Genomic DNA, 24,417 nt, shown 5'->3' with positions numbered 1-24,417 from the left:
CGAGTCAGGAGATGGTGATCGACTCGATGACAACCGGCTCGAGCGGACGGTCGTTGCCGTCGGTGGCCGTGGTGGCGATGGTGTCGACCACACGCTGCGAATCGGGGTCGATGACCTCACCGAAGATGGTGTGGCGCCGGTTCAGGTGCGGGGTCGGACCGACGGTGATGAAGAACTGCGAGCCGTTGGTGCCGGGCCCGGCATTCGCCATCGCCAGCAGGTAAGGACGGTCGAACTGCAGCTCGGGGTGGAACTCGTCGGCGAACTTGTAGCCCGGGCCGCCGCGGCCGGTGCCGGTCGGGTCACCGCCCTGGATCATGAAGCCGCCGATCACCCGGTGGAAGACCGCGCCGTCGTAAAACGGTCCCGACGGACCGCCCGAGGCGTTCTGCGTCGAGTACTCCTTGGTGCCCTGCGCCAGTCCGACGAAGTTGGCGACGGTCTTGGGCGCGTGGTTGCCGAACAAGGCGACCTTGACGTCTCCCCGGTTGGTGTGCAGCGTTGCGGTGGCGGTCTGAATCGGGCTGTTGGTCACGGGATCACAGTCTGCCATCACCCCGCATTCGACCCGCAGCCGGTGCACCCGCGGCATCCCTTTCGGGCATCGGTCGCGCAGGTACTAGCTCGAACGCTCGCTAACTGATAGGACTGCGTAGGACTTTGAGCAGTACACAGAAAGGGCGGCAGCAGATGAGCCGAACCGCGGAAGACCGGTTGACCCCACGCGAGCGACTGACGCGGGGCCTAACCTACTCGGCAGTGGGGCCAGTGGACGTCACCCGCGGCGTTGTCGGACTCGGCGTCCAATCGGCGCACTCGGCCGCGACCGAGGTCCGCCGGCGGTATCGGGAAGGCCAGTTGGCCAAGGAGATCGCCGCCGCACAGGAGACCATCGGCCAGGAGTTGGCCGCGGCGCAGGAAGTGGTCGCCAGCTTGCCGCAGCTGTTGCAGGATGCCCGCCGTAACCAGCGGCGCAGCAAGAAGCCGTGGGTGATCGCCGGCGCGACCGTGGTGGTGCTGGCAGGCGGCGCCGTCGCGTTCAGCATCGTGCGCCGTTCGTCGCGCCCCGAGCCCTCGCCCCGTCCGCCGAGCGTCGACGTGCAGCCGCGGCCCTGATCGAGGCAGTTGGGCCTGCTCTCCTCGACGTCCGCACCGGCGGTTCGCGCACCGTGTCCGAATGTAACTCCCTGTGCGCCAAGTCAATTGGGTCGCTCGACGAGTTCGGTGTTCGGCCGTCGCAACGATAAGCGGCGGTTTCACATCTGCGCTTGTTTCGTCGCCCGGCTGACGAAGTGACACTCGGCCCTAGTCCGACCTTGCGGACCAATACAGCATGGGTCTCCAAGGAGGCATTAATGAGCGAACACGACGTACGAATGATCATCTTGTCGACCGACGACTTGGAGGAGTCGATCCGGTTCTACGAAACCCTGGGCATGACAGTGAAATTCCGCGACGGCGTCCACTTCGCGGCACTCGACGCCGGATCGGTCACCTTGGCGCTGGCGACCGCGGTGGACCATCCCATCCCCGGGCAGGTGGTCGTCGGGATCAAGACCGCCGACGTCGACGCCGCCGCGAAGGCCGCCGAGGCCAGTGGCGGCGGCATCGTGAAGGCCCCCTACGACGACGCACACGAACGGCGCGCCGTGGTCTACGACAACAAGGGCAACGGTTTGGTGTTCTACCGCCCGCTGGGGAGCTGATTTTTCGGGCCTGCTCGTTTCGTCGTTCCGGACATCGTGTGACATGTAAGTCGTGCGGAACGCACTATCGGCCGACGGGACGGGTGGGCAAGACATGTCGCAGTACTTGACGGACAAGGTCGTCATCGTCACCGGCGCTGCCAGCGGCTTCGGCAGGTTGATCGCCGAGAAGTGCGCCGCCGGCGGGGCGAAAGTTGTTGGCATGGACGTCAATCCGGAGAGCTTGGGCGAGGTTTTCGACGGCATCCGGGCCGCCGGCTTCGAGGGCTCCGAACGGGTCGCCGACGTCACCGACCTGACCCAGGTCAAGGCGGTCGCCGAGCACGCTGTCGACACCTACGGCGCCATCGACGTGATCGTGAACAACGCGGGCGTGATGCCGCTGGCTTTCTTCGCCGACCACGAACGTGCCTGGGAGAAGTGGCACCTGGCGATCGACATCAACATCAAGGGTGTGCTCAACGGCATCCTGGCCGTCTACGACACGATGATCGCGCAAGGCCGCGGCCAGGTGGTCAACATCTCGTCCATCTACGGCAACGCCGGCATCGAAGGCGCCGGCGTCTACAGCGCGACCAAGGCGGCGGTGGATGCGCTCTCGGATTCGCTGCGGGTCGAGGCGCAGGGCAAGATCAAGGTCTCCACGATCAAGCCAACCGGCGTGCTGGGCACCAACTTGGCCAGCTGGATCGTCAACCCCACCGCGATCAGCGGCATCACCGCCCAACGCGGCGGCCAGTTCTTCGACAACCTCGCCAAACTGCAGGGGGAGGGGCTTCGTCCCGAACAGACCGATGTGGACTCGATCGAGTACTGGCTGATCAACCCGGATGATCTGACGGACGCCGTGATCCACGTCATCGACCAGCCGTGGGGAATCAACATCAGCGACGTCACCGTGCGAGCCAGCGGCGAGAACTACGTGTACTGAACTGCGCTTTTACGCTGTGGAGCCGGTGGGTCCAGACTCGAGCCCTACGCACATCTGAAAGGAAATGGTCTGACCTGCGGCTGGAAAACCACACTGCCGGGTGGCCGTGCGAAACGTGACCGAGCTGTTCGAGCGTAGGTGTGCCGGGTCGCGTCCATGGCATCGCTGATGCAGTTGTTGCCGTGGTCGACACCGGGACTTCGTAAGTATTCGATCGGTGTGCCGGCCTCGTCGAGTTCCGCTGCGTACCTGCGTGCTTCGTCGCGATACCGGCCCTGTTCGGCGGTGATGTGCGGCTGAGTCAGTCGAGCGCGTCGGCCTGCCGGCCGCCGCTCATCGAACGCGCTCTCGCGCGTGCACAGCGTGCCCAACCGCCTTCCGCTCCAACTGGATAACAAGTGCGGGAAGCCAGACAAATATTCGCGTCAATCGCCTATGCATTCCTTCGCGGTCTGTTAATTTGCGGAAACCGATGCAGCGACGGATGTAAAGCATCAGGGGGCATTGATGTCGTATGTAATGGCGACTCCGGACGTGTGCGCTTGGGCGGCCTCCGATCTGGCAGGTGTTGGGTCCGCATTAAGCGCTGCGAACGCCGCCGCGGCCGCCCCGACCGGCGTGGTGGCAGTCGCGGCGGCTGATGAGGTGTCGGCCGCGGTCGCGGCGCTGTTCTCCGACTACGCCCTGGCTTATCAGAGATTAGCTGCGCTCGCGGCGGCCCTCCACGACCGCTTCGTCGTGGCGTTGAGCGGGGCGGCCACCGCGTATTCGCAGGCCGAGGCCGCCAGTGCCTCACCCCTGCAAATTATCGAGCAGGGCGTGCTGGGCGCGGTCAATTCGCCATTTTTGACGGTCACCGGACGCCCGCTGATCGGCAACGGCGTTAACGGTGCGCCGGGTACCGGACAGGACGGCGGGGCCGGTGGGTGGTTGTTCGGCAACGGCGGCGACGGCGGCTCCGGGACAACAGGCGGCGGCGCGCATCCCAACCCGAACGGTGGTACCGGCGGTAACGGCGGGGCCGCCGGACTGTTGTGGGGACACCCGGGCGCTGGGGGTGCGGGTGGGGCCACAGACGCCGGCGTCGGGGGGACGGGCGGGATTGGCGGCGCAGCCGGGCTGTTCGGCGCCGGCGGAGCTGGCGGCCACGGTGGGACCAGCTACTTGAACGGCGGCGCCGGCGGCGCCGGCGGCAGCGGCGGCGTGCTGTTTGGGACGGGCGGGATCGGCGGCGCCGGCGGCTTCGGCGTCGGTGGCGTACCAGGGACCGGTGCGGGCGGCGCCGGCGGCGCGGGCGGCCAGGCTTTGCTATTGGGCGCCGGCGGTGCGGGTGGTGCAGGCGGTGCCGGCGGGGCGCTGGTAGGCGGAAGCGGCGGTCACGGCGGAGCCGGTGGCTTGCTGTCCGGCAATGGTGGCAGTGGTGGCACCGGCGGCCATGGCGTCAATTTCGGCGGTCAAGGCGGGGACGGCGGAAACGGCAATGGGTTTTTCGGCACGGGCGGCACGGGCGGCACGGGCGGGGACGGCAAAACCGGCGGGGCCGGCGGGGCTGGCGGCGACTCCGCCATGGTGATCGGGTCCGGCGGCTCCGGCGGCTCCGGCGGCTCGGCCGGAGGTAGCGCCAGTAACGCCGGAGGCACCGGCGGAGCAGGTGGCAATGCTCGCGGGTTATTAGGCTCGGGCGGCACCGGCGGCACCGGAGGAGGCGGCGGCGGAAACGCTGGTGTCGGCTTGGGCGCTCCCGGTGGGGCCGGTGGGCACGGGGGGCACGCCGCGCTGATCGGTGACGGCGGCAACGGTGGGCAAGGAGGCGACGGGTACATCATCTCGTCCGTCGGCGGACGTGGCGGGGACGGGGGCGACGCCGTGCTGATCGGGGCGGGTGGCAACGGCGGCAACCCCGGGCTCCCCAACGGCGAGATTTTGGGCGTCCCAGGCGCTCCCGGCGCCGCCGGGGCGCTGTTCGGACTATCCGGATTTGCCGGGACGCTCTGACAGTGGCTGAGTGGAACCAGGCGATTGCGATCTAGGTTCAGACTTGGGACTGCGCCCGCAAATCTCGGCGTGAACCGCACGGTAAGGCGTCGTCGCAGACGATCAATCTAGCGCGATCGCCAGACCGCTGATCTCGCAAAGGACGATGGTGTCACGCTCCTAAAGTTCTTCTCGCCCATGGCATTACGTAACACGGCAATCGCGGCGTCGTAGTCTGCTTGGTAGATCCGGAAACGGACCTCGCCGTACGCCGTCGCACGGCTGCGGACGCGCCAGAGAGACTCGCCGCTTCAGGCTGGCTACCTGTCTCGCTGGCCACGGGGCGGCGAGGCAGTCGATGACATCGGGGATGCTCAACCAAGCCTGGACTGCGCCGCATCCAGTACGGCGCACCACAGCTGAGCCCACGCGAGGTACAAACACAACCCCCACACCCACTTACGCATTCGCCACGACACCATCGACCAATTCGGCAAACTCACCCTGCGCCACGGCAGCCGCCTACACCACCTCGGCGTCGGCCGCCCCCACGCCGGCACCCCGGTACTGATCCTCGTCACCACCAACACCGTCACCGTGATCAGCAAAACCGGCCACCACGTCCTCAGCAGCCACCACATCGAAGCCACCAAAAACTACTGGCGCAACCAAAACAAAAACCCCGGCCGATGGCCGGGGAATCTGTAACCGATGACGCGACTCATGTGTAACCCATGACCCGACTCATCACAAAGTGGAGCCTAGGGGAATCGAACCCCTGACACCCGCCTTGCAAAGGCGGTGCTCTACCAACTGAGCTAAGGCCCCTGGGGGTCAGAGGCCTGACCAGAGGATGGATCGGGCGCCACGTGCCAGACCTCGACGTCGCGCCGCGACCGCACTACGGCCGCCGCGCCCAGGGCCGCCGCCAGCGGCAATACCCATTTCAAATGACGTCGTGTCGAGAACATGATCGTGGGCCTAGGAGGACTCGAACCTCCGACCTCTTCGTTATCAGCGAAGCGCTCTAACCGCCTGAGCTATAGGCCCGTAACTGCGCATACGGACGAGCGACGAGATTACCCCACCGGCCGCCCGACTCCCAAAACGCCGTGGTGATCGCAAGCGCGTCTCGGCCGGGCGCAGCGGGTCGCCACCATCGAACCCGTCCCGCTCGGCTCTTTAGTCCCGATCCGCCAACGTCACCTCAATACCGCCGATCAGATCTGTCGTGAGGTTGTAGACGAACGCGGCGATGGTGGCCATCGCCGTCATCAACACGATGTTGACCAACCCGATCAGCACCGCCCCGCCGAAGATGGTGCCGCTGGACACCAGTTCGCCGCTGCTACCGCTGGTGTTGTTCAGCAGGTCCCCGACGTTGCTGTTCAGCTTGGACCACACTCCCATGCCGCCGAGTACCAGGTAGAGGAAGGCCACCGCGATCATCCAGACGAAGAACAGCGCCACCGACAGCAGCAGCGACACCTTCAGGGTGCTCCACGGATCGATGCGCCGGATCTGCATGCTGGCGCGCACCGGCCCCCGGCCCCGCCGGGACCCGACAGCCACCGCGCGGGATTCCCGCGCCTCCCCGGCCGTGCGGCCCGACGAAGTCGCGGTGTCCGCGCTGCGTTCGGGGGTGGACTTACGCTGCGTCGGCCGCGGAATCGGCCCGGACAGGTCGGGCAGCTCGCTGGCGTACGCCTCCGCGGGCGTATTGTCGGCGCGCGCCGCCGGCGGCTCCTTCGACGGGTTTGCCGGGGTGGGGGTGGGCGTCGAACCACCCGAGATGAAGCGGTTCAGACGAGCCTCCGAGCTGGTGGGGGTGCGGACGTCGGTGGGTGGATCAGCCGCCGGTCGCGGCCCGGACTGCGAGGTGGTCCTGGCGGCCCCGCGCTGCCAGGGCGGCGAGTCCGCGGCATCCGGCGCCCGCCCGGTCGCGGCCCGGTGTGCGCCGGCGCGTTCTGCTGCCCCGTCGCCGTTCGGGTTGTCACCCGGACTGGGCGCGCCCGGCTCGTTCGGTGAACTCACCCCGACTCCTCACATGTTCTGCTCAAGTAGCTGAGTCTATGCCGGGTTCGCCGTAAGCCGACCCCCGCCCGCTAGCTACTCGATTCCTCGCCGTCTTCACCGGTCACGTCCACGTCGTCGGTGGCGCTTTCCTCGGCGTTGCGGGCGATCGCCAGCAAGGTGTCGCCTTCGCCGAGGTTCATCAGGCGAACACCCTTGGTCTGCCGACCCGCTTTGCGAACCTGACGCGCCGCGGTCCGGATCACCCCACCACCGGAGGTGATCGCGTAGAGCTCACTGTCGTCGTCGACGATCAACGCGCCGACCAGCCGGCCGCGCCGGCGGTCGTACATGACGGTGAGCACACCCTTGCCGCCGCGGCCCTGTACCGGATACTCCTCGATCCCGGTGCGCTTGGCATATCCACCGGAGGTGGCCACCAACAGATAGGTGCCTTCCCGCACCACGTTCAGCGACAGCAGCCGGTCGTCGGCGTTGAACCGCATGCCCTGCACCCCGGAAGTGGCGCGGCCCATCGGCCGCAGCGCCTCGTCGGTGGCCGAGAACCTGATGGACTGGCCGTTAGCCGACACCAGCAGCAGGTCTTCCTCGGCCGAGCACAGCACGGCACCCACCAGTTCGTCTTCGCCGCGCAGATTGATGGCGACAATTCCGCCCGAGCGGTTGGAGTCGAAATCGGTCAGCTTGGATTTCTTCACCAGCCCGTTCTGGGTGGCCAGCACCAGATACGGCGCGTCCTCGTAACTCTTGATCTGGATCACCTGCGCGATGCGCTCCTCGGGCTGGAACGCCAGCAGGTTCGCCACATGCTGGCCGCGCGCGGTGCGGGAGGCCTCGGGCAGTTCGTAGGCCTTGGCCCGGTACACCCGGCCTTGGGTGGTGAAGAACAGGATCCAGTCGTGGGTCGAGCAGACGAAGAAGTGCCGCACGATGTCGTCCTGTTTGAGCCCGGCGCCCTGCACGCCTTTGCCGCCGCGCTTTTGGCTGCGGTACAGGTCGGTCTTGGTGCGTTTGGCGTAGCCGGTCTCGGTGATGGTGACCACGACGTCCTCGCGGGCGATCAGGTCTTCGTCGCTGACGTCGCCGTCGGCGGCGATGATCCGGGTGCGACGGTCGTCGCCGTGCTTTTCGACGATCTCGCCGAGTTCGTCGCGAACGATGCCGCGCTGTCGCTCGGGTTTGGCGAGAATGTCTTCCAGGTCAGCGATTTCGGCTTCGATCTTGGCCAGGTCGTCGACGATGCGCTGCCGCTCCAGGGCTGCCAGGCGGCGCAGCTGCATGTCCAGGATCGCCTGTGCCTGGATCTCGTCGATGTCGAGCAATTCGATCAGGCCTTGGCGGGCGATGTCGACGGTCTGCGAGGCGCGGATCAGCGCGATCACCTCGTCGAGCGCGTCGAGCGCTTTGACCAGGCCGCGCAGAATGTGGGCCCGCTCGTTGGCTTTTCGCAACCGATAGGTGGTGCGCCGGATGATCACGTCGAGTTGGTGTTCGACGTAGTAGCGGATCATCTGGTCCAGCCGCAGCGTGCGTGGCACCCCGTCGACGATGGACAGCATGTTGGCACCGAAGCTGGTCTGCAGCTGGGTGTGCTTGTACAGGTTGTTCAGCACCACCTTGGCCACCGCGTCGCGCTTGAGTTCGACGACGATGCGCAGACCGACCCGGTCGCTGGACTGGTCCTCGATGTTGGAGATGCCGGCCAACCGGCCGTCGCGGACCTGTTCGGCGATCGAGGTGATGAAGTTGTCGTGGTTGACCTGATACGGCAGCTCGGTGATCACCAGCGAGGTGCGGCCGCGCGAATCTTCTTCTACCTCAACGACTCCGCGCATCCGGATGGAACCGCGGCCGGTCTTGTAGGCATCGGAGATGCCCTGGGATCCGACGATCAGACCGGAGGTGGGGAAGTCGGGGCCCTTGACCCGTTCCATGACCGCTTCCAGCGTCGCCTCTTCGTCGGCGTCGTGGTTGTCCAGGCACCAGAACACCGCCTCGGCCAGCTCGCGCAGGTTGTGCGGCGGGATGTTGGTGGCCATGCCGACCGCGATGCCGCCGGATCCGTTGGCGAGCAGGTTGGGGAACCGGCTGGGCAGCACGGTCGGCTCTTGCACCCGGCCGTCGTAGTTGGGGATGAAATCGACTGTCTCCTCGTCGATTTCACGCAGCATCTCCATGGCCAGCGGGGTGAGCCTGGCCTCGGTGTTATGGCTGACGAATCCGTTGGTGATGAAAGCGTGGTCCTGCGTGTCGACGCGGAGGCTGTACACCGGTTGGGAGCCGGCTTCGGTGACAGAGGCGACTTTGGTGTAGTAGAAGCGACCGTCGGTGAGATCGGTTGCGATAGCGGACGCATCGGGATCGTCCGCGTAGTTCCGGAGGAATTCGGCGAGGCCAGGCACCTCCTCGACAGTGGGGACTACGCGGGTTTTCGCCCGAGCGAAACGTGCATGGCCCCCACGCTCGGAGCTCAGCACCACGTAGTCGCCGGGTCGAATCTCCTCGATCAGCTTCCACAGCAGTGTCGGCACACCGCGAAGATCGACCAGGCATAGCAGCGGGTGATTCGCGGTTCCGGTGACTTCGTGCCCGCCCTGCGTGCGCACCCGGAATGTCGGATGTTGACCCGAGTGAAACAACCGATCTGCAATCACGGGGTTTCCGTGCCGATCGAGCACCTTCAACTCGATGACGTTGTCACTATTGGGTTTAGCGCCCGGGACTACATCGCAGATTCGGATAGCGCGGCCCTCGGGCAGCCAGACCATCGTATCTCCGGTGACGCAGTACCTCATCGCCGCCGGCGGATCATTGCCCGGCGAACCGAAGTTGCCCTGCCCGTCGACCAGTGGGTAGCGCAGCGACCACGGCTGCGCCATGCGCACCAGGGTGTCGTAGATCGACGCGTCACCGTGCGGGTGGTAGTTGCCCATCGTCTCGGCCACCGAACGCGCCGACTTGGCGTGGCTGCGGTCCGGGCGGAATCCCGAGTCGTACATCGCATACAGCACCCGGCGGTGCACCGGTTTGAGGCCGTCGCGCACCTCCGGCAGGGCGCGGCCTACGATCACGCTCATCGCGTAGTCGATGTAGCTGCGCTGCATCTCCTGCTGAATGTCGACCGGTTCGATGCGGTCGCCGGCTTCGCCACCCGGCGGCAGCGTGGTGTCTGTCATGTGGTCCTCGTTTGTCGTTGAACGCCAACCGGTTTTAGACGTCCAGGAAACGGACGTCCTTGGCATTGCGGGTGATGAAGCTGCGACGCGCATCCACGTCCTCGCCCATCAGGATGGAGAACAGTTCGTCGGCCGCCGCGGCGTCGTCGAGGGTGACCTGGCGCAACACCCGCACGCTGGGGTCCATGGTGGTTTCCCACAGCTCCTTGGCGTCCATCTCGCCCAGACCCTTGTAGCGCTGAATCCCATCTTCTTTGTTGATCTTCTTGCCGGACTTCAGCCCGGCCTCCAGCAGACCGTCACGCTCGCGGTCGGAGTAGGCGAATTCGGGGTCGCTGCGCTGCCACTTCAACTTGTACAGCGGCGGCTGGGCCAGGAACACGTGCCCGTTCTCGATCAGCGGGCGCATGAACCGGAACAGCAAGGTCAGCAGCAGCGTCGAAATGTGTTGGCCGTCAACGTCGGCGTCGGCCATCAGCACGATCTTGTGGTAGCGCAGCTTGGTCAGATCGAACTCGTCGTGGATGCCGGTGCCCAACGCGGTGATGATGGCCTGAACTTCGGTGTTCTTCAGCACCCGGTCGATGCGGGCCTTCTCGACGTTGATGATCTTGCCGCGCAGCGGCAGGATCGCCTGGAACATCGAGTCGCGGCCGCTCTTGGCCGAGCCGCCGGCCGAGTCGCCCTCCACCACATACAGTTCGGACTTGCGCGGATCCGTCGAGCGGCAGTCGGCGAGCTTGCCGGGCAGACCACCCAGATCGGTTGCGCTCTTGCGGCGCACCAGTTCTCGGGCCTTGCGCGCCGCGATCCGGGCCTGTGCAGACGAAACCGCCTTGTTGACAACGGTTTTCGCTTCCGACGGGTTGGCCTCGAACCAGTGTGTCAACTGTTCGTTGCAGACCTTCTGGACGAACGATTTGACCTCGGTGTTGCCCAGCTTGGTCTTGGTCTGGCCCTCGAACTGCGGCTCGGCCACCTTCACCGAGATGACCGCGGCCAGGCCTTCGCGGATGTCGTCGCCGGTGAGGTTGGGGTCCTTGTCTTTGAGCAGCTTCTTGTCTTTGGCGTATTTGTTCACCACCGAGGTCAGCGCGCTGCGGAAGCCCTCTTCGTGGGTGCCGCCCTCATGGGTGTTGATGGTGTTGGCGAAGGTGTGCACCGATTCGGAGTAGCCGCTGTTCCACTGCATCGCGATCTCGACTTCGTGGCCCTCACCTTTGCCCTCGAAAGCGATGACGCTCTGCTGGATCGGGCTCTTGGTCCGGTTGATGTGTTTGACGAAGTCGATCAGGCCGCCGGGGTAGTGGAAGGTGCGGTGCTTGACCTTTTGTGGCCCAGCCGATTCCGCTTTCTTCTCTTCGGCCGACTTGGGTGCTTCGGCGGTGTCGCTGACGACCTCGTCGACCACCTCTTCCTGGGTGACGCGTTCGTCGGTGAGGTTGATGGTCAGGCCCTTATTCAGGAAGGCCATCTCCTGCAGCCGGCGCGCAACGGTCTCGAAGTCGTACTCGGTGGTCTCGAAGATGTCGGGGTCAGCCCAGAACCGGATCGTGGTGCCGGTCTTACGGGTGGCCTCACCCTGTTTGAGGGTGCCCGGCACGGCGCGGTCGTAGTGCTGCGACCATTCGTAGCCGTCGCGTTTGATGTCGACTTCCAGGCGGGTGGACAGCGCGTTGACCACCGACACACCGACGCCGTGCAGACCACCGCTGACGTTGTAGCCGCTGTTCTCGCCGCCGAACTTGCCGCCGGCGTGTAGCTGGGTCATGACGACGTCGACGGTGGGCGCTCCGGTAGCGTGCATGGCCACCGGGATACCGCGGCCGTTGTCGGCGACCTCGACGCTGCCATCGTCGCGCAGTTTCACGTCCACCTGGGTGGCGTAACCGGCCATCGCCTCGTCCACCGAGTTGTCCACCACTTCCCACACGAGGTGGTGCAGACCTCGCTCGCCGGTGGACCCGATGTACATGCCTGGGCGTTTGCGGACGGCCTCGAGGCCTTCGAGAACGGTGATCGCCGACGCGCCGTATTCGTCTTGCGCCTTCTTCTTCTGGGCAGCCACGGTCGGAATGCTCTCCTTGGGGTTGCATGCGAGCGGTTCCGTCACCGCAGCGGTCGCATCATGTCAGTCTACCGTGAACCACCGTCAGGACCGATTTTGTGGGTGCGTTTCCACCCATCTGATTGCGCCGTGCGCTCAATTTCTTCGCTGGGGATGCGTCCCGACGTTCCAGATGCGGGTCTGTGAATTTCTGGCGGCTCTGAGGCGGCGTCAGGAGTGCCCTCGTCACGCCGGTTGGGCGCCCGCTATCCATAGGTGTCGCGCGGCCCCCGACCCCCGGAATACTTCTGTCCTTTACGCCACGACGGCCGGGCCGGGCCGGTGATTTTCAGCGACGTCACCACCCCGTTGCCGACCGCCGCCGCGATCTTGGCCAACAGCTGACTCTGCATCAGCCGCAACTGGGTGGCCCAGGCCGTCGACTCCGCCGTCACACTGAGCACCCCGTCGTTCAAAGCGGTCGGGGTCGCATGATCGGCGATCTGGTGACCGACCACCGTATTCCACTGACCGAACACCGCGCCCTCGGCGACCTGCGATGTCCACCCGCGCTGCTTGGCCAGATCCCGAGCCAACCGCCCCAATGGCTGCGGGTCGCGAGCGTCCGGACCCGGCCCCGACCATCGCCGCCGCGATCCGGCGACCCGGCGCCGCGGCGCCAACGGCGACGCACGTCCCAGTCCCGCGTCCTGGCCGCGTTCACGGGCCGCGGCCCGCGCTTCCTCGAGAGTTCGCCGCACCAGGTCGATGCCGCGCTGGTTTACCGCGTCTTGCTCGTCCGGCTCTGCACTCACCACACCACCTCCGACACCGAACCGGTCTCGCCGTCGCGCAATTCGACGTACATCTGCTTGGCGTCCCAGCCGTCGGGAATGTCTTCGGGCACCGCCGCGGTCACCAACACCTGCTCGGCGGATTCGGCGACCGCCGCCAGCGCCGACCGGCGTTTGACGTCGAGCTCGGCGAACACGTCGTCGAGCAACAGCACCGGGTCGCTGCCCTCGGCCCGCAACAACTCGTAGGCCGCCAGCCGCAGCGCCACCGCGAACGACCATGATTCGCCGTGACTGGCGAACCCCTTGGCGGGTTGATCGCCCAGCCGCAACTCCAGATCGTCGCGGTGCGGTCCGACCAGACACACCCCGCGCTCCAACTCGGCGTCCCGACGTGCAGCCAGCGCCGTCAACAACGCCACTTCCAGAGTCTGCGGATCTGCCACCCCCGCGGCATCAGGCACCACCGAATCGATGCTCGCACGGTAAGTGATTGCAGCAGAACGTGATTCGGGAGCCAGCAGCTCGTAGGCCTTCTGCACCTGCGGGGCCAGCTCGTCGGCCAGCGCGATCCGTGCCGACATCAACTGCGCGCCATGCTCGGCCAGTCTGCTGTCCCACACCTCCAGCGTGTCCAGCGCACCGCGGTCACCGCGAAATCGGGCCCCCGACAACGACTTCAGCAACGCGGTGCGCTGCCGTAACACTTTGTCGTAGTCGGCGCGCACACCGGCCAGCAACGGACGCCGCACCGTGGCCAATTCGTCCAGATACCGGCGCCGGTCGGCGGGGTCGCCGCGCACCAGCGACAGGTCCTCCGGGGCGAACAACACTGCCCGCAGCACCCCGACGATCTCGCGGGTGCTGCGTACCGGCGACCGGTTGAGTCTGGCCTTGTTGGCCCGGCCGGCAGCGATCTCAAGGTCGACGGCACATTCCCTGCCCTCGTTCACCACGATGGTCGACACCACGGCACGGTCGGCGCCGACCCTGATCAAGGGCGCGTCGGTGCCGACCCGATGTGACGACAAGGTGGTCGAATACCACAGCGCTTCAAGCAGATTCGTCTTGCCGTACCCATTGCGCCCGACGAAGACGGTGCGGCCCGGGCTCAGGTCGAGGTCCACCTGCTGCCACGACCGGAAATCACGCAAGCCCAGATGCCGGACGTACACGTGCGCGTTGCAGCGATCAGCCGGGCAGCCGCACCGGCATCAACAGGTACACGTAATCCGTGGCGACGGCGGGGAACGGCCCGTTGCCGGTGGGCACCTCGTCATCGGCCGAAGCCGGGCGCAACAGTGCCGGCTTGCCCGGCGTGGTGAACCCGAACGACACCCGCTCGGAATGCAGTGACCCCAGACCGTCGGTCAGATAGTTCGGGTTGAATGCGATCGTCAACGGCTCGCCGGCATAGTCGACGGCCAGGTCCTCCTCGGCGCGGCCGACGTCGTCGGCGCCGGCCGACAGCCGCAGCATGCCGTCGGAGAATTCCATCCGGATCTGCGCGCCACGATCGGCCACCAGCGCGACCAGTTTGATCGCCTCGGTTAGTTCGGCCACGTTGATGGTGGCCACCGCCGTGTGTTCGGCCGGCAGCAGCTGGCGGAACTTCGGGAATTCGGCATCCAGCAACCGGGTAGTGCTGCGCTTGCCGTTGCCGCTGATGCCCAGCAGGCCGTCTTTGCCGACGCCCGATCCCGACCCCAGCGACAGCCGCACGTCCGAGCCGTCCGTACCGGCTTTGGCCGCCTCGGCCAGCGTCTTGGCCGGCACCAGAACCGAGGCTTCGATGTCGGGGGACAGCGCCGTCCAGGTCAGCTCCCGCACCGCCAGCCGAAACCGGTCGGTGGCGGCCAAAACCACCGTCTCCCCGGAGATCTCGACGCGAATGCCGGTCAGCATGGGCAGTGTGTCGTCACGCCCGGCGGCGATTGCGACCTGGCCGATCGCCTCGGCGAACAGTTCGGCGGGCAGCGTCCCGGTCTCGTCGGGCAGCGCCGGCAGCGTCGGGTAATCCTCCACCGCCATCGTCGGCAGTGAGAATCGGGCACTACCGCAGGTCAGCGCCACCCGGTTACCGTCGACGTAAAAGTCCACCGGCTTGTTCGGCAACGCCCGGGTGATGTCGGACAACAATTTCCCTGACACCAAAACGCTTCCCGGAGAAGCTATCTCAGCCGGAACCTGAACCTCGGAGGACACCTCGTAGTCGAATCCGGAGATCGTCAGCCCGTCGTCGGAGCCGGTCAGCAGAACCCCGGAAAGCACCGGCACGGTGGGTCGCGACGGCAGGCTCTTGGCCACCCACGACACCGCCTCGGCAAAGGACTCCCGAACCAGACGAAACCTCAGATCGGTGACCGCCCGTGTTGTAGCCGCGTCCATTGCGTCCCTTCACCTAACAGTGAAACTCGAAATTCAGGGCCGGCTCCCCCGCCGGCGGTGGGGACTCGCCGTGGCGAGCGCCGCCGGCGGACCCATCCGCCGCGACGGCCGCAACAGCAGTCGAAGAACAACCGTAGAGCTTCTCGAGCCAACTTGAAAGCTAATCGACAACCCCGACAGACCCGCCCGCAGAGGGGTCGGCGAGGCCACCGCGACGGGATGTCCCCAAGCCACTACTTCAAAAGAGAATCGAGGAAGATATTTCAATATCAGTAATAGGGGATGTGCAATCTGGGGACAGCCGCGTCTAACCGCAGCTAGCGGGCCGGGGCGGGTGTGGATGACGGCGACCGGAGTTGTGTAATCCGCGGTGGAGCAGTGGGGATGAATCACCGGTGTGCACCGGCAGCGCAGTAGTGCACCGCAGTTTGAGTAGGTTGTGCACAGGTCTACCCACACCACGTCGGTGTTGCTGGTGTGACTCGAGGTAGAGAAGTTTTTGGGAAAAAATTGCGCGGGAACCGCTGCCTGCACGGCCGCTGGCCCGCGGTCGAGCCCGATTCAGCGCTTGGAACGCTGCCGGATCCGAGTGGTGAGTTCCTTGACGTTGTCGAAGATCTCACGGCGTTGAGCCATTTCGCCGCGAATCTTCTTCTCCGCGTACATCACCGTGGTGTGGTCGCGGCCGAAGGCCTGGCCGATCTTGGGCAGCGACAAGTCGGTGAGCTCACGGCACAGGTACATCGCGATCTGCCGGGACTGCGCCAAGGGCCGGGCTTTGCCGGGGCCGCGCAGTTCCTCGACCGTGGTGTCGAAGTACTCGGCGGTGGCCGCCATGATGGTCGCCGCACTGATTTGCATGCCGCTGGCATCGGCGATCAGGTCGCGCAGCACGATTTCGGCCAGGGCCTTGTCGATCGGTGTCTTGTTCAACGAGGCGAACGCGGTGACCCGGATCAGGGCGCCTTCGAGTTCACGGATATTGCGTTCGATGCTGCTTGCAATCAGCTCGAGCACATCGTCGGGCACGGCCAACCGTTCGACTTGTGCTTTCTTGCGCAGGATCGCGATCCGGGTCTCCAGGTCCGGTGGCTGCACATCGGTGATCAGGCCCCACTCGAATCGCGTCCGCAGCCGGTCTTCGAGGGTGGCCAGCTGCTTGGGGGGACGGTCGGACGAGATGACGATCTGCTTGTTGGCGTTGTGCAGTGTGTTGAAGGTGTGGAAGAACTCTTCCTGGATGCCGTCCTTGCCCTCGATGAACTGGATGTCGTCGACCAGCAGCACGTCGACATCCCGGTAGCTGCGTTTGAACGACACCTTGCGGTCGTCGCGCAGCGAGTTGATGAAGTCGTTGGTGAATTCCTCGGTGGAGACGTACTTGACCCGCATGCCGGGGAACAGTCGTTGCGCGTAGTTTCCGGCCGCATGCAGCAGATGGGTTTTCCCCAAACCCGACTCGCCCCAGATGAACAGCGGGTTGTAGGCACGGGCGGGTGCCTCGGCGATGGCCAGGGTCGCTGCGTGCGCGAACCGGTTGGAGGAGCCGATGACAAAGGTGTCGAACGTGTAGCGCCGGTTGAGGCTGGTGCCGCCGGACGCCGAGTTGTCGGTGGTGTGCGGGCGGTCGGTGAAGTACGTCGGCCAGGTTTGGGTGCCCTCGGCGGTACCGTTCGGGTCGTCGTCGGTCGGTTCCGGATCGTCCTCGGCCGCCGCGGCATCAGGCTGGGCGGGCACCTCGTCGTCGGCCGGCGGCGGGGCGATCCGAACGCCGAGTTGAATCTGCTGTTGCAGCCGCCGACTGAGCGCTTCGGTGATCGGGTTGCGCAGGTGGCGCTCGATCTCGTTCTGGACGAACACGCTGGGCACCGACAGCAGCGCAAACCCCTCGACGATGGTCAGGGGCTGAACCAGCTTGAGCCAAGCCTTTTGCTGAGGTGTCAGGGGAGTGGCCGGAGTGGACCCGTTGCCGGAGTCACCGTTGAGTTCGGTGACGACCGCATTCCACACCGTGGCGAATCCGGAACCGGGGTCATCAGTCAACGACGCATCTCCTGGTTCGACGGTCGAGGTACATCTTGAGGTGGTGAGTAACACCTGTCCACATGGTTATCCACAGATGTGGAAGGACGGTCGATAACATACCGCAACCGCTGCCGCCGCAGGTTGCGATCCTTCGGAACTGGGGACAACCGTCAAGGTGGTCCGACCAGTTGGTCGATCCGCCGTCCTCGCTTCATGTCGACAGAGTTTCAAATCCGCCCCGGCTTGGAACTACTCCGCCCGAAGCTAACAGTTTTCGTTCCGGCTGCCAACAGTTCTTTGGGTTCCGGTGGCGTTCTTGATAATTCTGGTCGATAGGAACGATCCGCAGGTGTGTCGAACGGGCGGATGCGGGCGGCGGTCCTGGGTCTGCTGTGACGGCCGAGGTTTGACCAGGACACATGTGGTCAGTACCCTCAAACAGTCGCCCGAAAGTCGGCGATACGGCTGCGACCGGGACCAGAGGTCCGGGGACCGCGCCGGCCAGTAAGCGAGACACTCTCCGCCCGACGAGCTGCCAAGCATCAGCGGGCGGATGGTTATGCCGAACACAGCGAGGAGAACGCGGTGGCCAAGGGCAAGCGGACCTTCCAGCCGAATAACCGGCGGCGAGCCCGGGTTCACGGCTTCCGGCTGCGGATGCGCACCCGCGCCGGACGGGCCATCGTGTCGAACCGGCGCAGCAAGGGTCGCCGCTCTTTAACTGCCTGATCGCAAGATCGGGTCTTCCAGCGGTGCTTTCCGCACGCAACCGCATGAGGCGGTCGACGGAATTTGACGCGACGGTGAAGTACGGCATGCGTTCGGTGCAGCCGGACCTCGTCGTGCATTTCCGGCGCAGCAGCGCGCCCCCGCACGGCCTGGATCCGGACCGCGACCGCGGGCCCCGGGTAGGGCTGATCGTGGCCAAGCGGGTGGGCTCTGCGGTCGAGCGGCATCGGGTGGCCAGGCGGCTGCGCCATGTGGCGCGCCCGATGCTGGGAAGTCTGGATCCACTTGACCAGGTGGTGATTCGCGCCTTGCCGAGTAGCCGGAACGTCTCGTCGGCCCGGCTGGAGCAACAGGTGCGCAGCGGGCTACGTAGAGCTTTCGAGCTGGCGGGCACCGGCCGATGACTGTCACGGCAACACCGCCGGCGCGCTTCCTGGGTCGGGTGGGATCCGCGGCGGTGCGGGCGGTCATTTATCTGATCCAGCTGTACCGGCACATGGTGTCGCCGCTGCGGCCGGCATCGTGCCGGTTCGTTCCCACCTGTAGCCAATACGCGGTTGATGCGCTCAGTGAGTACGGCCTAGTTCGCGGCGGCTGGCTGACGGTGGCCAGACTGGCCAAGTGCGGTCCCTGGCATCGCGGCGGCTGGGATCCGATCCCGGAGCGTCACGAGTGCAGCCGGCACGCCGATGTCGTCGATGAAGCCGCGGACGGAAACCGAAGCGCGGCACCTCAAGGGGAGAGTGAATCGTTTGTTTGATTTCTTCAGTCTCGACTTCGTCTACTACCCGGTATCGGCGATCATGTGGGTCTGGTACAAGGCGTTCGCGTTCTTGCTGGGCCCGAAGAACTTCTTCGCCTGGGCGCTGTCGGTGATGTTTCTGGTCTTCACCCTGCGTGCGCTGCTGTACAAACCGTTCGTCAAACAGATCCGGACCACCCGCCAGATGCAGGAACTGCAACCGCAGATCAAGGCCCTGCAGAAGAAGTACGGCAAGGACCGGCAGCGGATGGCGATGGAGATGCAGAAGCTGCAGCGCGAGCACGGGTTCAACCCGATCCTGGGCTGCCTGCCGATGCTGGCCCAGTTGCCGGTGTTCATCGGTCTCTACCACGTGCTGATGTCGTTCAACCGGACCCAGTCGGGCATCGGGCGGATGGGGCTGTCGGTGGAGCAGAACCGGAGTCTGGGTAACTACGTGTTCAGCGCCAAGGACGTGGGGAACTTCCTGGACGCCAACCTGTTCGGGGCGCCGATCGGGGCGGCAATCAGGCAGACCACCGGGCTGGACGCGTTCAGCCACTTCGACCGGGGCATGTTGATTGCGGTGAGCCTGCCGGTGATGATCCTGGCCGGTATCGCCACTTACCTCAACAGCCGTGCGTCGGTGGCACGGCAGAGCGCGGAGGCGGCGGCCAACCCCCAGACGGCGATGATGAACAAGCTGGCGCTCTACGTGTTTCCGCTCGGCGTATTGATCGGTCCGATCTTCTTCCCGATGCCGCTGGCCATCATCTTGTACTGGTTCTCCAACAACATCTGGACGTTCGGTCAGCAGCACTACGTGTTCGGGATGATCGAGAAAGAGGACGAGGCGAAGAAGCAGGAAGTGCTCGAACGTCGGGCGGCCAACGCGCCCGCCCCGGGCGCCAAACCCATCCGCTCGGCCAAGTCGACGCCGGTCGCGGAGAGCGATCCGACGGCCGAGTCGGGGTCTGCCGATGCCGAGGAATCCTCGCCCAGCCAGTCCACCAAGCCGAATCCGGCCGCGCGCAACAGCAGCGGTCCGGGTCGTGCACCGCGGCCGGGAGCACGGCCGAAGAAGCGCAAACGATAGGGCTGCCGCCCGCGGACCAGCTGAGTCCTACGCCGCCGGGCGGGCCGAGTAGTACCGAGGAAGACCTCGCGGCGTAACGCCGTGTGACCACCAATTCCTGGATGAGGGGAAAGAAAGCGATGACGGAAGCGGACACCACCGAACTCGACACCGACACCCAAGACGAGCAGACCGACTCCCCAGCGGAATCCGTCGGCGAGGGTGACGACCTGGAAGAGCGTCTGGTAGCCGAGGGTGAGATTGCCGGCGACTACCTGGAAGAGCTGTTGGATCTACTGGATTTCGACGGCGACATCGACCTGGATGTCGAGGGCAACCGGGCCGTCGTGAGCATCGACGGCAGCGATGACCTCAACAAGTTGGTCGGCCGTGGGGGAGAGGTTCTCGACGCACTGCAGGAGCTGACCCGGCTGGCGGTGCATCAGAAGACCGGAGTGCGCAGCCGGCTGATGCTGGACATTGCGAGCTGGCGTCGTCGGCGCCGTGAAGAGCTGGCGGCGCTCGGCGACAAGGTGGCGCGGCGGGTGGCCGAGACGGGCGAGCGCGAAGCGTTGTCGCCGATGACGCCGTTCGAGCGCAAGATCGTGCACGACGCCGTCGCTGCGGTCGCCGGCGTGCACAGCGAGAGCGAGGGCGCGGAGCCGTCACGCCGCGTCGTCGTCTTGCGTGACTGACTCGACTGTCAACCGTGATCGCGCGGTGACCATCGGAGTTACAGGCATGTAGTTCTGACGCGATCGAGTCGGCGAAGCGGATCGGGCGTGCGGAGAACGGAGGAATGTTTCACGTGAAACATCTCGATCCGCACCGACCTACCGAACTTGATCCGGACAGCCCGGACACCGCCGCGGCGATCTTCGGCTCCCGGATCGGCCAGGCCCGGCGGTACGCGGAGATCTTGGCGGCCGCGGGGGTGGAACGCGGACTTCTCGGGCCCCGCGAAGTCGACCGGTTGTGGGAGCGGCATCTGTTCAACAGCGCGGTGATCGGAGAACTGTTGGATCACGCCGCAACCGTCGTCGACATCGGCAGCGGCGCCGGCCTTCCCGGGTTGCCGTTGGCGATGGCCCGACCGGACCTACGTGTCGTGCTGGTGGAGCCGCTACTGCGACGCAGCGAATTCCTTCGGGAGGTGGTCGCTGAGCTTGAGCTGCCGGTGGAGGTGGTGCGCGGTCGAGCCGAGGAACCAGGGATCCGAAAGCAACTCGGCGACACCGATGCGGTGGTCTCCCGAGCAGTCGCCCCGCTGGACAAACTGACGAAGTGGAGTATGCCGTTGCTAAGACAAGACGGGTTGATGGTCGCGATCAAAGGGGAGCGGGCACCGGACGAAGTCCGGGAACATCGGCGTGTGATGGCCTCGCTGGGTGCAGTCGATGTCAGGGTGGTGACATGTGGAGCGACCCTGCTGCGGCAGCCCACCACCGTCGTAACGGCGCGGCGTGGCGCAACCACGCGGCGGAAGCCGTCGGCGAAAAGGGCAGCAACATGAGATTCGGCCGCAGCGCCAACCGCGGCGAACCCCCCGCCGAACCGACTACCGTCCCGAGGCCGGCGCGAGCCGAGGCGGCGCCGTCAACGGCCCCCGCTGCGGCGGCGGTTGATCCGGGTGCGGGGCGCGCGGCGACCACCCCCGAGTTGGCGGGTCCGCCGACGGAGGAGCACAATCCCTCCGTGAATGTTTCACGTGAAACATCGACCGACTTCGACACCCCTATCGGTGCTGCCGCCGAACGAGCGATGCGAGTCCTGCACACCACCTACGCACCGCTACCGCGGCCCCGTCAGCGCCGGGTTTTCACCGTCGCCAACCAGAAAGGCGGGGTGGGTAAAACCACGACAGCGGTCAACCTCGCCGCGGCCCTCGCCGTCCAGGGTCTCAAGGCTCTCGTCATCGATCTCGATCCGCAGGGTAATGCCAGCACCGCGCTGGGCATCACCGACCGCCAATCCGGCACGCCATCCTCGTACGAAGTGCTGATCGGCGAGGTGCCACTGCGGGAAGCGCTGCGGCGCAGCCCCCACAGCGAGCGCCTGTTCTGTGTGCCCGCCACCATCGACCTGGCGGGTGCCGAGATCGAATTGGTCAGCATGGTTGCGCGGGAGAATCGACTGCGCAACGCGTTGGCCGAGCTGGATGAGTTCGACTTCGACTACGTCTTCGTGGACTGCCCGCCGTCGCTGGGGTTGCTCACCATCAATGCCTTGGTGGCCGCACCCGAGGTGCTGATCCCCATTCAATGCGAGTACTACGCCCTCGAAGGCGTCTCCCAGTTGATGCGCAATATCGAGATGGTGAAGGCACATCTCAACCCGCAGCTCGACGTCACCACCGTCGTCCTCACCATGTACGACGGCCGGACCAAGCTCGCCGATCAGGTGGCCGAAGAAGTCCGCCGGTACTTCGGCGACAAGGTGTTGCGCACCGTGATCCCGCGCAGCGTCAAAGTCTCGGAGGCGCCGGGCTACAGCATGACCATCATCGATTACGATCCCGGTTCGCGTGGCGCGATGAGTTACCTCGACGCCAGCCGCGAGCTAGCGCAGCGCGATCGACCAGCCGGGAGGGAATGACGAATGACGAACCCGTCGCGCAGGAAAGGCGGCCTCGGCCGCGGCTTGGCGTCGTTGATTCCGACCGGCCCAGCTGAAGGTGATTCGGGACCGTCGAGCTTCGGGCCGCGGATGGGGTCCGCGGCCGCCGACGTGGTGATCGGCGGGCCGCTGCCCGACGCCACCGCGATGGGCGCGGTGTACCGCGAGATCGCGCCGTCGGACATCGAGCCCAACCCGCGGCAGCCCCGGCAGGTGTTCGACGACGAAGCCCTCTCCGAACTGGTGCACTCGATCCGCGAGTTCGGCTTGTTGCAGCCGATCGTGGTGCGCGCGGTGCCGGCTTCGGCGAGCGGCGCGCATTACCAGATCGTGATGGGGGAGCGGCGGTGGCGGGCGGCGCAAGCTGCCGGCCTGGCCACCCTGCCCGCCATCGTGCGCGAGACCGGTGACGACAACCTGTTGCGCGACGCATTGCTGGAAAACATTCACCGGGTGCAGCTGAACCCGTTGGAAGAGGCGGCGGCCTATCAGCAATTGTTGGACGAGTTCGGTGTCACCCACGACGAACTGGCCGCCCGCATCGGCCGGTCGCGACCGTTGATCACCAACATGATCCGGTTGCTCAAGTTGCCGATCCCGGTGCAGCGGCGGGTCGCCGCGGGGGTGCTGTCCGCGGGGCATGCTCGCGCCTTGCTGTCGCTGGAGTCGGGGCCGGACGCGCAGGAGGAACTCGCGAGCCGGATCGTGGCGGAAGGTCTTTCGGTGCGTGCCACCGAAGAGGCGGTCACGCTGGCCAACCGCGGTGACGGTGCCACGCCGACCCAGCCGCGTCGCAAACCGATTCAGATGCCAGGACTGCAGGACGTTGCTGAGCGGCTGTCGAACGCCTTCGACACCCGGGTCACGGTCGCACTCGGCAAACGGAAGGGCAAGATCGTCGTCGAGTTCGGCTCCGTCGACGATCTGCAGCGGATCATCGACCTGATGACCGCGAAGCAAGGCTGAACTGGCACGACCCACCACATCGTGTAATTACGTCACTGTGACACCAAGCCGACGTCGCGCCGTGGGACTGCCCCTGTCAGGCGACCGCACCTACAGCAGATCCGTTATGCAGCAACCTATTTCGGGAATCGCCGGCCTTGCCGCACGGCGATCCCGGCGGTGCCCGGCTGTGGTGGGCGGCTCACTCGCCATGCCCTGCGTGGTGGGCGGGCCACCACTGGCCCGATCCGCACCGACTCCCTATCCTGGAAGGGTTGCCGGCGCACCTCCGGTGTACAGCCCGGAGCAAGTGGTCGCCGGGGGATCGCAGTGCAACAGCGCGAGACGCCGCGGACCGCGGGCCTTGCGACGACGCGAGCCGGACCGGCCCGCACAGGAGTGGGGCTTATGGGTTTGAGGGTCTTGAGCATCGCACGGAGGCCAGGAGACTAGTGTCAGCTCGGATTTCAGCGCTGCGGCTCGAAGCCTTCGAGCAACTCCCCAAGCATGCGCGCCGCTGCGTCTTCTGGGAAGTCGATCCGGCGACCCTGGGCAAAGACGACCACTTGGCCGACCCCGAATTCGAAAAAGAAGCGTGGCTGTCCATGGTGATGCTGGAGTGGGGTTCGTGCGGGCAGGTCGCTACCGCGATCCCCGACGAGCGCAGCCAAGCCGAACCGCCGGTGGTCGGCTACGTCCTCTACGCCCCGCCGCGAGCGGTGCCCCGCGCGCACCGATTTCCCACCGCGCCGGTATCGGCCGACGCGGTGCTGCTGACGTCGATGGGCATCGAGCGTGGCCAGGCCCACGCCGACGTCATGGGTGACCTCCCGGACCAGCTGATCACCGGGGTCATCGACGAACTGGTGCGTCGTGGTGTGCGTGCCCTCGAGGCCTTCGGTAGAACCGAGGCGGCCACTGAGCTGCGCGAGCCGATCGACGAGGACATCCGGCCGGTGCTCGAAGCGCTCAACGACTGCTCCGTCGAGAACTGCATCATCGACGCGGACTTCCTGATCGACGTCGGATTCGTGGTGGTGGCACCGCACCCGTACTTCCCGCGGCTGCGGCTGGAGCTGGACAAGGGGCTGGGCTGGAAGGCCGAAGTCGAGGCGGCGCTGGAGCGGCTGCTGGAAAACGCTCAGCTCGAGCAACCGGTCGGCGCGGCATCGGCGGGGAGTGCGACGGGCAACGTGCTACGCGCGCCGCAGGAGTGCGAAAACCCCTCGGACTAG

21 protein-coding genes and 2 tRNA genes are annotated in these 24,417 nt (G+C 65.9%); 13 read left to right on the top strand and 10 right to left on the bottom strand.

Annotated features, from left to right (window positions below):
- Window positions 1-4 precede the first annotated feature (4 nt).
- Complete coding sequence (locus MKCMC460_RS01545; RefSeq protein WP_236984532.1) at window positions 5-553, bottom strand: peptidylprolyl isomerase; 549 nt, start codon at window positions 551-553, stop codon at window positions 5-7.
- 137 nt (window positions 554-690) lie between these two features.
- Between MKCMC460_RS01545 and cwsA the strand changes: the two genes are divergently transcribed.
- The 4 genes from cwsA (at window position 691) to MKCMC460_RS31505 (ending at window position 4,632) form a co-directional block, all read left to right on the top strand.
- Window positions 691-1,116: a cell wall synthesis protein CwsA gene (gene cwsA / locus MKCMC460_RS01540; protein WP_236979299.1), complete on the top strand. Its 426-nt coding sequence runs from the start codon at window positions 691-693 to the stop codon at window positions 1,114-1,116.
- A 239-nt stretch (window positions 1,117-1,355) separates the two neighbouring features.
- Complete coding sequence (locus MKCMC460_RS01535; protein WP_236979297.1) at window positions 1,356-1,706, top strand: VOC family protein; 351 nt, start codon at window positions 1,356-1,358, stop codon at window positions 1,704-1,706.
- 94 nt (window positions 1,707-1,800) lie between these two features.
- Window positions 1,801-2,637, top strand: a complete 837-nt coding sequence (locus MKCMC460_RS01530) for an SDR family oxidoreductase (protein ID WP_236984530.1) — start codon at window positions 1,801-1,803, stop codon at window positions 2,635-2,637.
- 507 nt (window positions 2,638-3,144) lie between these two features.
- Window positions 3,145-4,632, top strand: coding sequence for a PE domain-containing protein (locus MKCMC460_RS31505; protein ID WP_305071299.1), 1,488 nt, complete (start codon window positions 3,145-3,147; stop codon window positions 4,630-4,632).
- A gap of 734 nt (window positions 4,633-5,366) precedes the next feature.
- Here MKCMC460_RS31505 and MKCMC460_RS01520 read toward each other — a convergent pair.
- The 9 genes from MKCMC460_RS01520 to dnaA form a co-directional block, all read right to left on the bottom strand.
- A tRNA-Ala gene (locus tag MKCMC460_RS01520) sits at window positions 5,367-5,439 on the bottom strand.
- A gap of 148 nt (window positions 5,440-5,587) precedes the next feature.
- Window positions 5,588-5,661, bottom strand: a tRNA-Ile gene (locus MKCMC460_RS01515).
- A gap of 132 nt (window positions 5,662-5,793) precedes the next feature.
- Window positions 5,794-6,645, bottom strand: a complete 852-nt coding sequence (locus tag MKCMC460_RS01510; RefSeq protein ID WP_238305241.1) for a DUF3566 domain-containing protein — start codon at window positions 6,643-6,645, stop codon at window positions 5,794-5,796.
- Window positions 6,646-6,716: 71 nt separating this feature from the next.
- Window positions 6,717-9,821: an intein-containing DNA gyrase subunit A gene (gyrA, locus tag MKCMC460_RS01505; RefSeq protein WP_236979295.1), complete on the bottom strand. Its 3,105-nt coding sequence runs from the start codon at window positions 9,819-9,821 to the stop codon at window positions 6,717-6,719.
- A gap of 34 nt (window positions 9,822-9,855) precedes the next feature.
- Window positions 9,856-11,889, bottom strand: coding sequence for a DNA topoisomerase (ATP-hydrolyzing) subunit B (gyrB, locus tag MKCMC460_RS01500; RefSeq protein WP_236984528.1), 2,034 nt, complete (start codon window positions 11,887-11,889; stop codon window positions 9,856-9,858).
- 245 nt (window positions 11,890-12,134) lie between these two features.
- On the bottom strand, window positions 12,135-12,683 hold the full coding sequence (locus MKCMC460_RS01495) for a DUF721 family protein (protein ID WP_236979293.1): 549 nt from the start codon (window positions 12,681-12,683) through the stop codon (window positions 12,135-12,137).
- On the bottom strand, window positions 12,680-13,837 hold the full coding sequence (gene recF, locus MKCMC460_RS01490; RefSeq protein ID WP_238305240.1) for a DNA replication/repair protein RecF: 1,158 nt from the start codon (window positions 13,835-13,837) through the stop codon (window positions 12,680-12,682). Before recF ends, MKCMC460_RS01495 begins: the two co-directional genes overlap by 4 nt.
- A 16-nt stretch (window positions 13,838-13,853) precedes the next feature.
- On the bottom strand, window positions 13,854-15,050 hold the full coding sequence (dnaN, locus tag MKCMC460_RS01485; RefSeq protein WP_236979291.1) for a DNA polymerase III subunit beta: 1,197 nt from the start codon (window positions 15,048-15,050) through the stop codon (window positions 13,854-13,856).
- Between the two features lie 561 nt (window positions 15,051-15,611).
- Window positions 15,612-17,093 carry a chromosomal replication initiator protein DnaA gene (gene dnaA, locus MKCMC460_RS01480; protein WP_236979282.1) on the bottom strand — a complete coding sequence of 494 codons (1,482 nt, stop codon included), beginning with the start codon at window positions 17,091-17,093 and terminating at the stop codon, window positions 15,612-15,614.
- 567 nt (window positions 17,094-17,660) lie between these two features.
- On the opposite strand from dnaA, the gene rpmH reads away from it, so the two are divergent.
- From rpmH to MKCMC460_RS01435, 9 genes are all read left to right on the top strand, one after another.
- Window positions 17,661-17,804 (top strand): 50S ribosomal protein L34, encoded by a 144-nt coding sequence (gene rpmH / locus MKCMC460_RS01475; protein ID WP_180916038.1) that lies wholly within the window; start codon window positions 17,661-17,663, stop codon window positions 17,802-17,804.
- A 23-nt stretch (window positions 17,805-17,827) separates the two neighbouring features.
- A complete protein-coding gene (gene rnpA / locus MKCMC460_RS01470) occupies window positions 17,828-18,208 on the top strand; it encodes a ribonuclease P protein component (RefSeq protein WP_236979280.1) in 381 nt (126 codons plus the stop codon).
- 92 nt (window positions 18,209-18,300) lie between these two features.
- Window positions 18,301-18,564 (top strand): membrane protein insertion efficiency factor YidD, encoded by a 264-nt coding sequence (yidD, locus tag MKCMC460_RS31655; RefSeq protein WP_370653132.1) that lies wholly within the window; start codon window positions 18,301-18,303, stop codon window positions 18,562-18,564.
- Entirely contained in the window at window positions 18,548-19,642 is a 1,095-nt protein-coding gene (gene yidC / locus MKCMC460_RS01460) for a membrane protein insertase YidC (RefSeq protein ID WP_236979278.1), read from the top strand. Before yidD ends, yidC begins: the two co-directional genes overlap by 17 nt.
- A 119-nt stretch (window positions 19,643-19,761) precedes the next feature.
- Entirely contained in the window at window positions 19,762-20,316 is a 555-nt protein-coding gene (locus MKCMC460_RS01455) for a R3H domain-containing nucleic acid-binding protein (RefSeq protein ID WP_236979276.1), read from the top strand.
- A gap of 104 nt (window positions 20,317-20,420) precedes the next feature.
- Window positions 20,421-21,134, top strand: coding sequence for a 16S rRNA (guanine(527)-N(7))-methyltransferase RsmG (rsmG, locus tag MKCMC460_RS01450; protein ID WP_236979274.1), 714 nt, complete (start codon window positions 20,421-20,423; stop codon window positions 21,132-21,134).
- 146 nt (window positions 21,135-21,280) lie between these two features.
- Window positions 21,281-22,216, top strand: a complete 936-nt coding sequence (locus MKCMC460_RS01445; RefSeq protein WP_236984526.1) for a ParA family protein — start codon at window positions 21,281-21,283, stop codon at window positions 22,214-22,216.
- A gap of 3 nt (window positions 22,217-22,219) precedes the next feature.
- A complete protein-coding gene (locus MKCMC460_RS01440) occupies window positions 22,220-23,203 on the top strand; it encodes a ParB/RepB/Spo0J family partition protein (protein WP_238305239.1) in 984 nt (327 codons plus the stop codon).
- Window positions 23,204-23,634: 431 nt separating this feature from the next.
- A complete protein-coding gene (locus MKCMC460_RS01435; protein WP_236979263.1) occupies window positions 23,635-24,417 on the top strand; it encodes an acetyltransferase in 783 nt (260 codons plus the stop codon).

This window comes from Mycobacterium sp. 20KCMC460, from assembly GCF_022179425.1.
In the GTDB taxonomy this organism is placed as follows: Bacteria; Actinomycetota; Actinomycetes; order Mycobacteriales; family Mycobacteriaceae; genus Mycobacterium; species Mycobacterium kiyosense.
Note: the sequence above shows the minus strand (reverse complement) of the source record. Positions and strands in the feature narration are given on the sequence as shown.

What these genes read in the sequence shown, in the direction of transcription:
- rsmG (WP_236979274.1), top strand. Translation starts at nt 20,421, where the DNA reads ATGTTTCACGTGAAACATCTCGATCCGCACCGACCTACCGAACTTGAT.
- cwsA (WP_236979299.1), top strand. Translation starts at nt 691, where the DNA reads ATGAGCCGAACCGCGGAAGACCGGTTGACCCCACGCGAGCGACTGACG.
- MKCMC460_RS31505 (WP_305071299.1), top strand. Translation starts at nt 3,145, where the DNA reads ATGTCGTATGTAATGGCGACTCCGGACGTGTGCGCTTGGGCGGCCTCC.
- gyrA (WP_236979295.1), bottom strand. Translation starts at nt 9,821, where the DNA reads ATGACAGACACCACGCTGCCGCCGGGTGGCGAAGCCGGCGACCGCATC.
- MKCMC460_RS01440 (WP_238305239.1), top strand. Translation starts at nt 22,220, where the DNA reads ATGACGAACCCGTCGCGCAGGAAAGGCGGCCTCGGCCGCGGCTTGGCG.
- MKCMC460_RS01545 (WP_236984532.1), bottom strand. Translation starts at nt 553, where the DNA reads ATGGCAGACTGTGATCCCGTGACCAACAGCCCGATTCAGACCGCCACC.
- MKCMC460_RS01455 (WP_236979276.1), top strand. Translation starts at nt 19,762, where the DNA reads ATGACGGAAGCGGACACCACCGAACTCGACACCGACACCCAAGACGAG.
- MKCMC460_RS01535 (WP_236979297.1), top strand. Translation starts at nt 1,356, where the DNA reads ATGAGCGAACACGACGTACGAATGATCATCTTGTCGACCGACGACTTG.
- MKCMC460_RS01530 (WP_236984530.1), top strand. Translation starts at nt 1,801, where the DNA reads ATGTCGCAGTACTTGACGGACAAGGTCGTCATCGTCACCGGCGCTGCC.
- dnaN (WP_236979291.1), bottom strand. Translation starts at nt 15,050, where the DNA reads ATGGACGCGGCTACAACACGGGCGGTCACCGATCTGAGGTTTCGTCTG.
- yidD (WP_370653132.1), top strand. Translation starts at nt 18,301, where the DNA reads ATGGTGTCGCCGCTGCGGCCGGCATCGTGCCGGTTCGTTCCCACCTGT.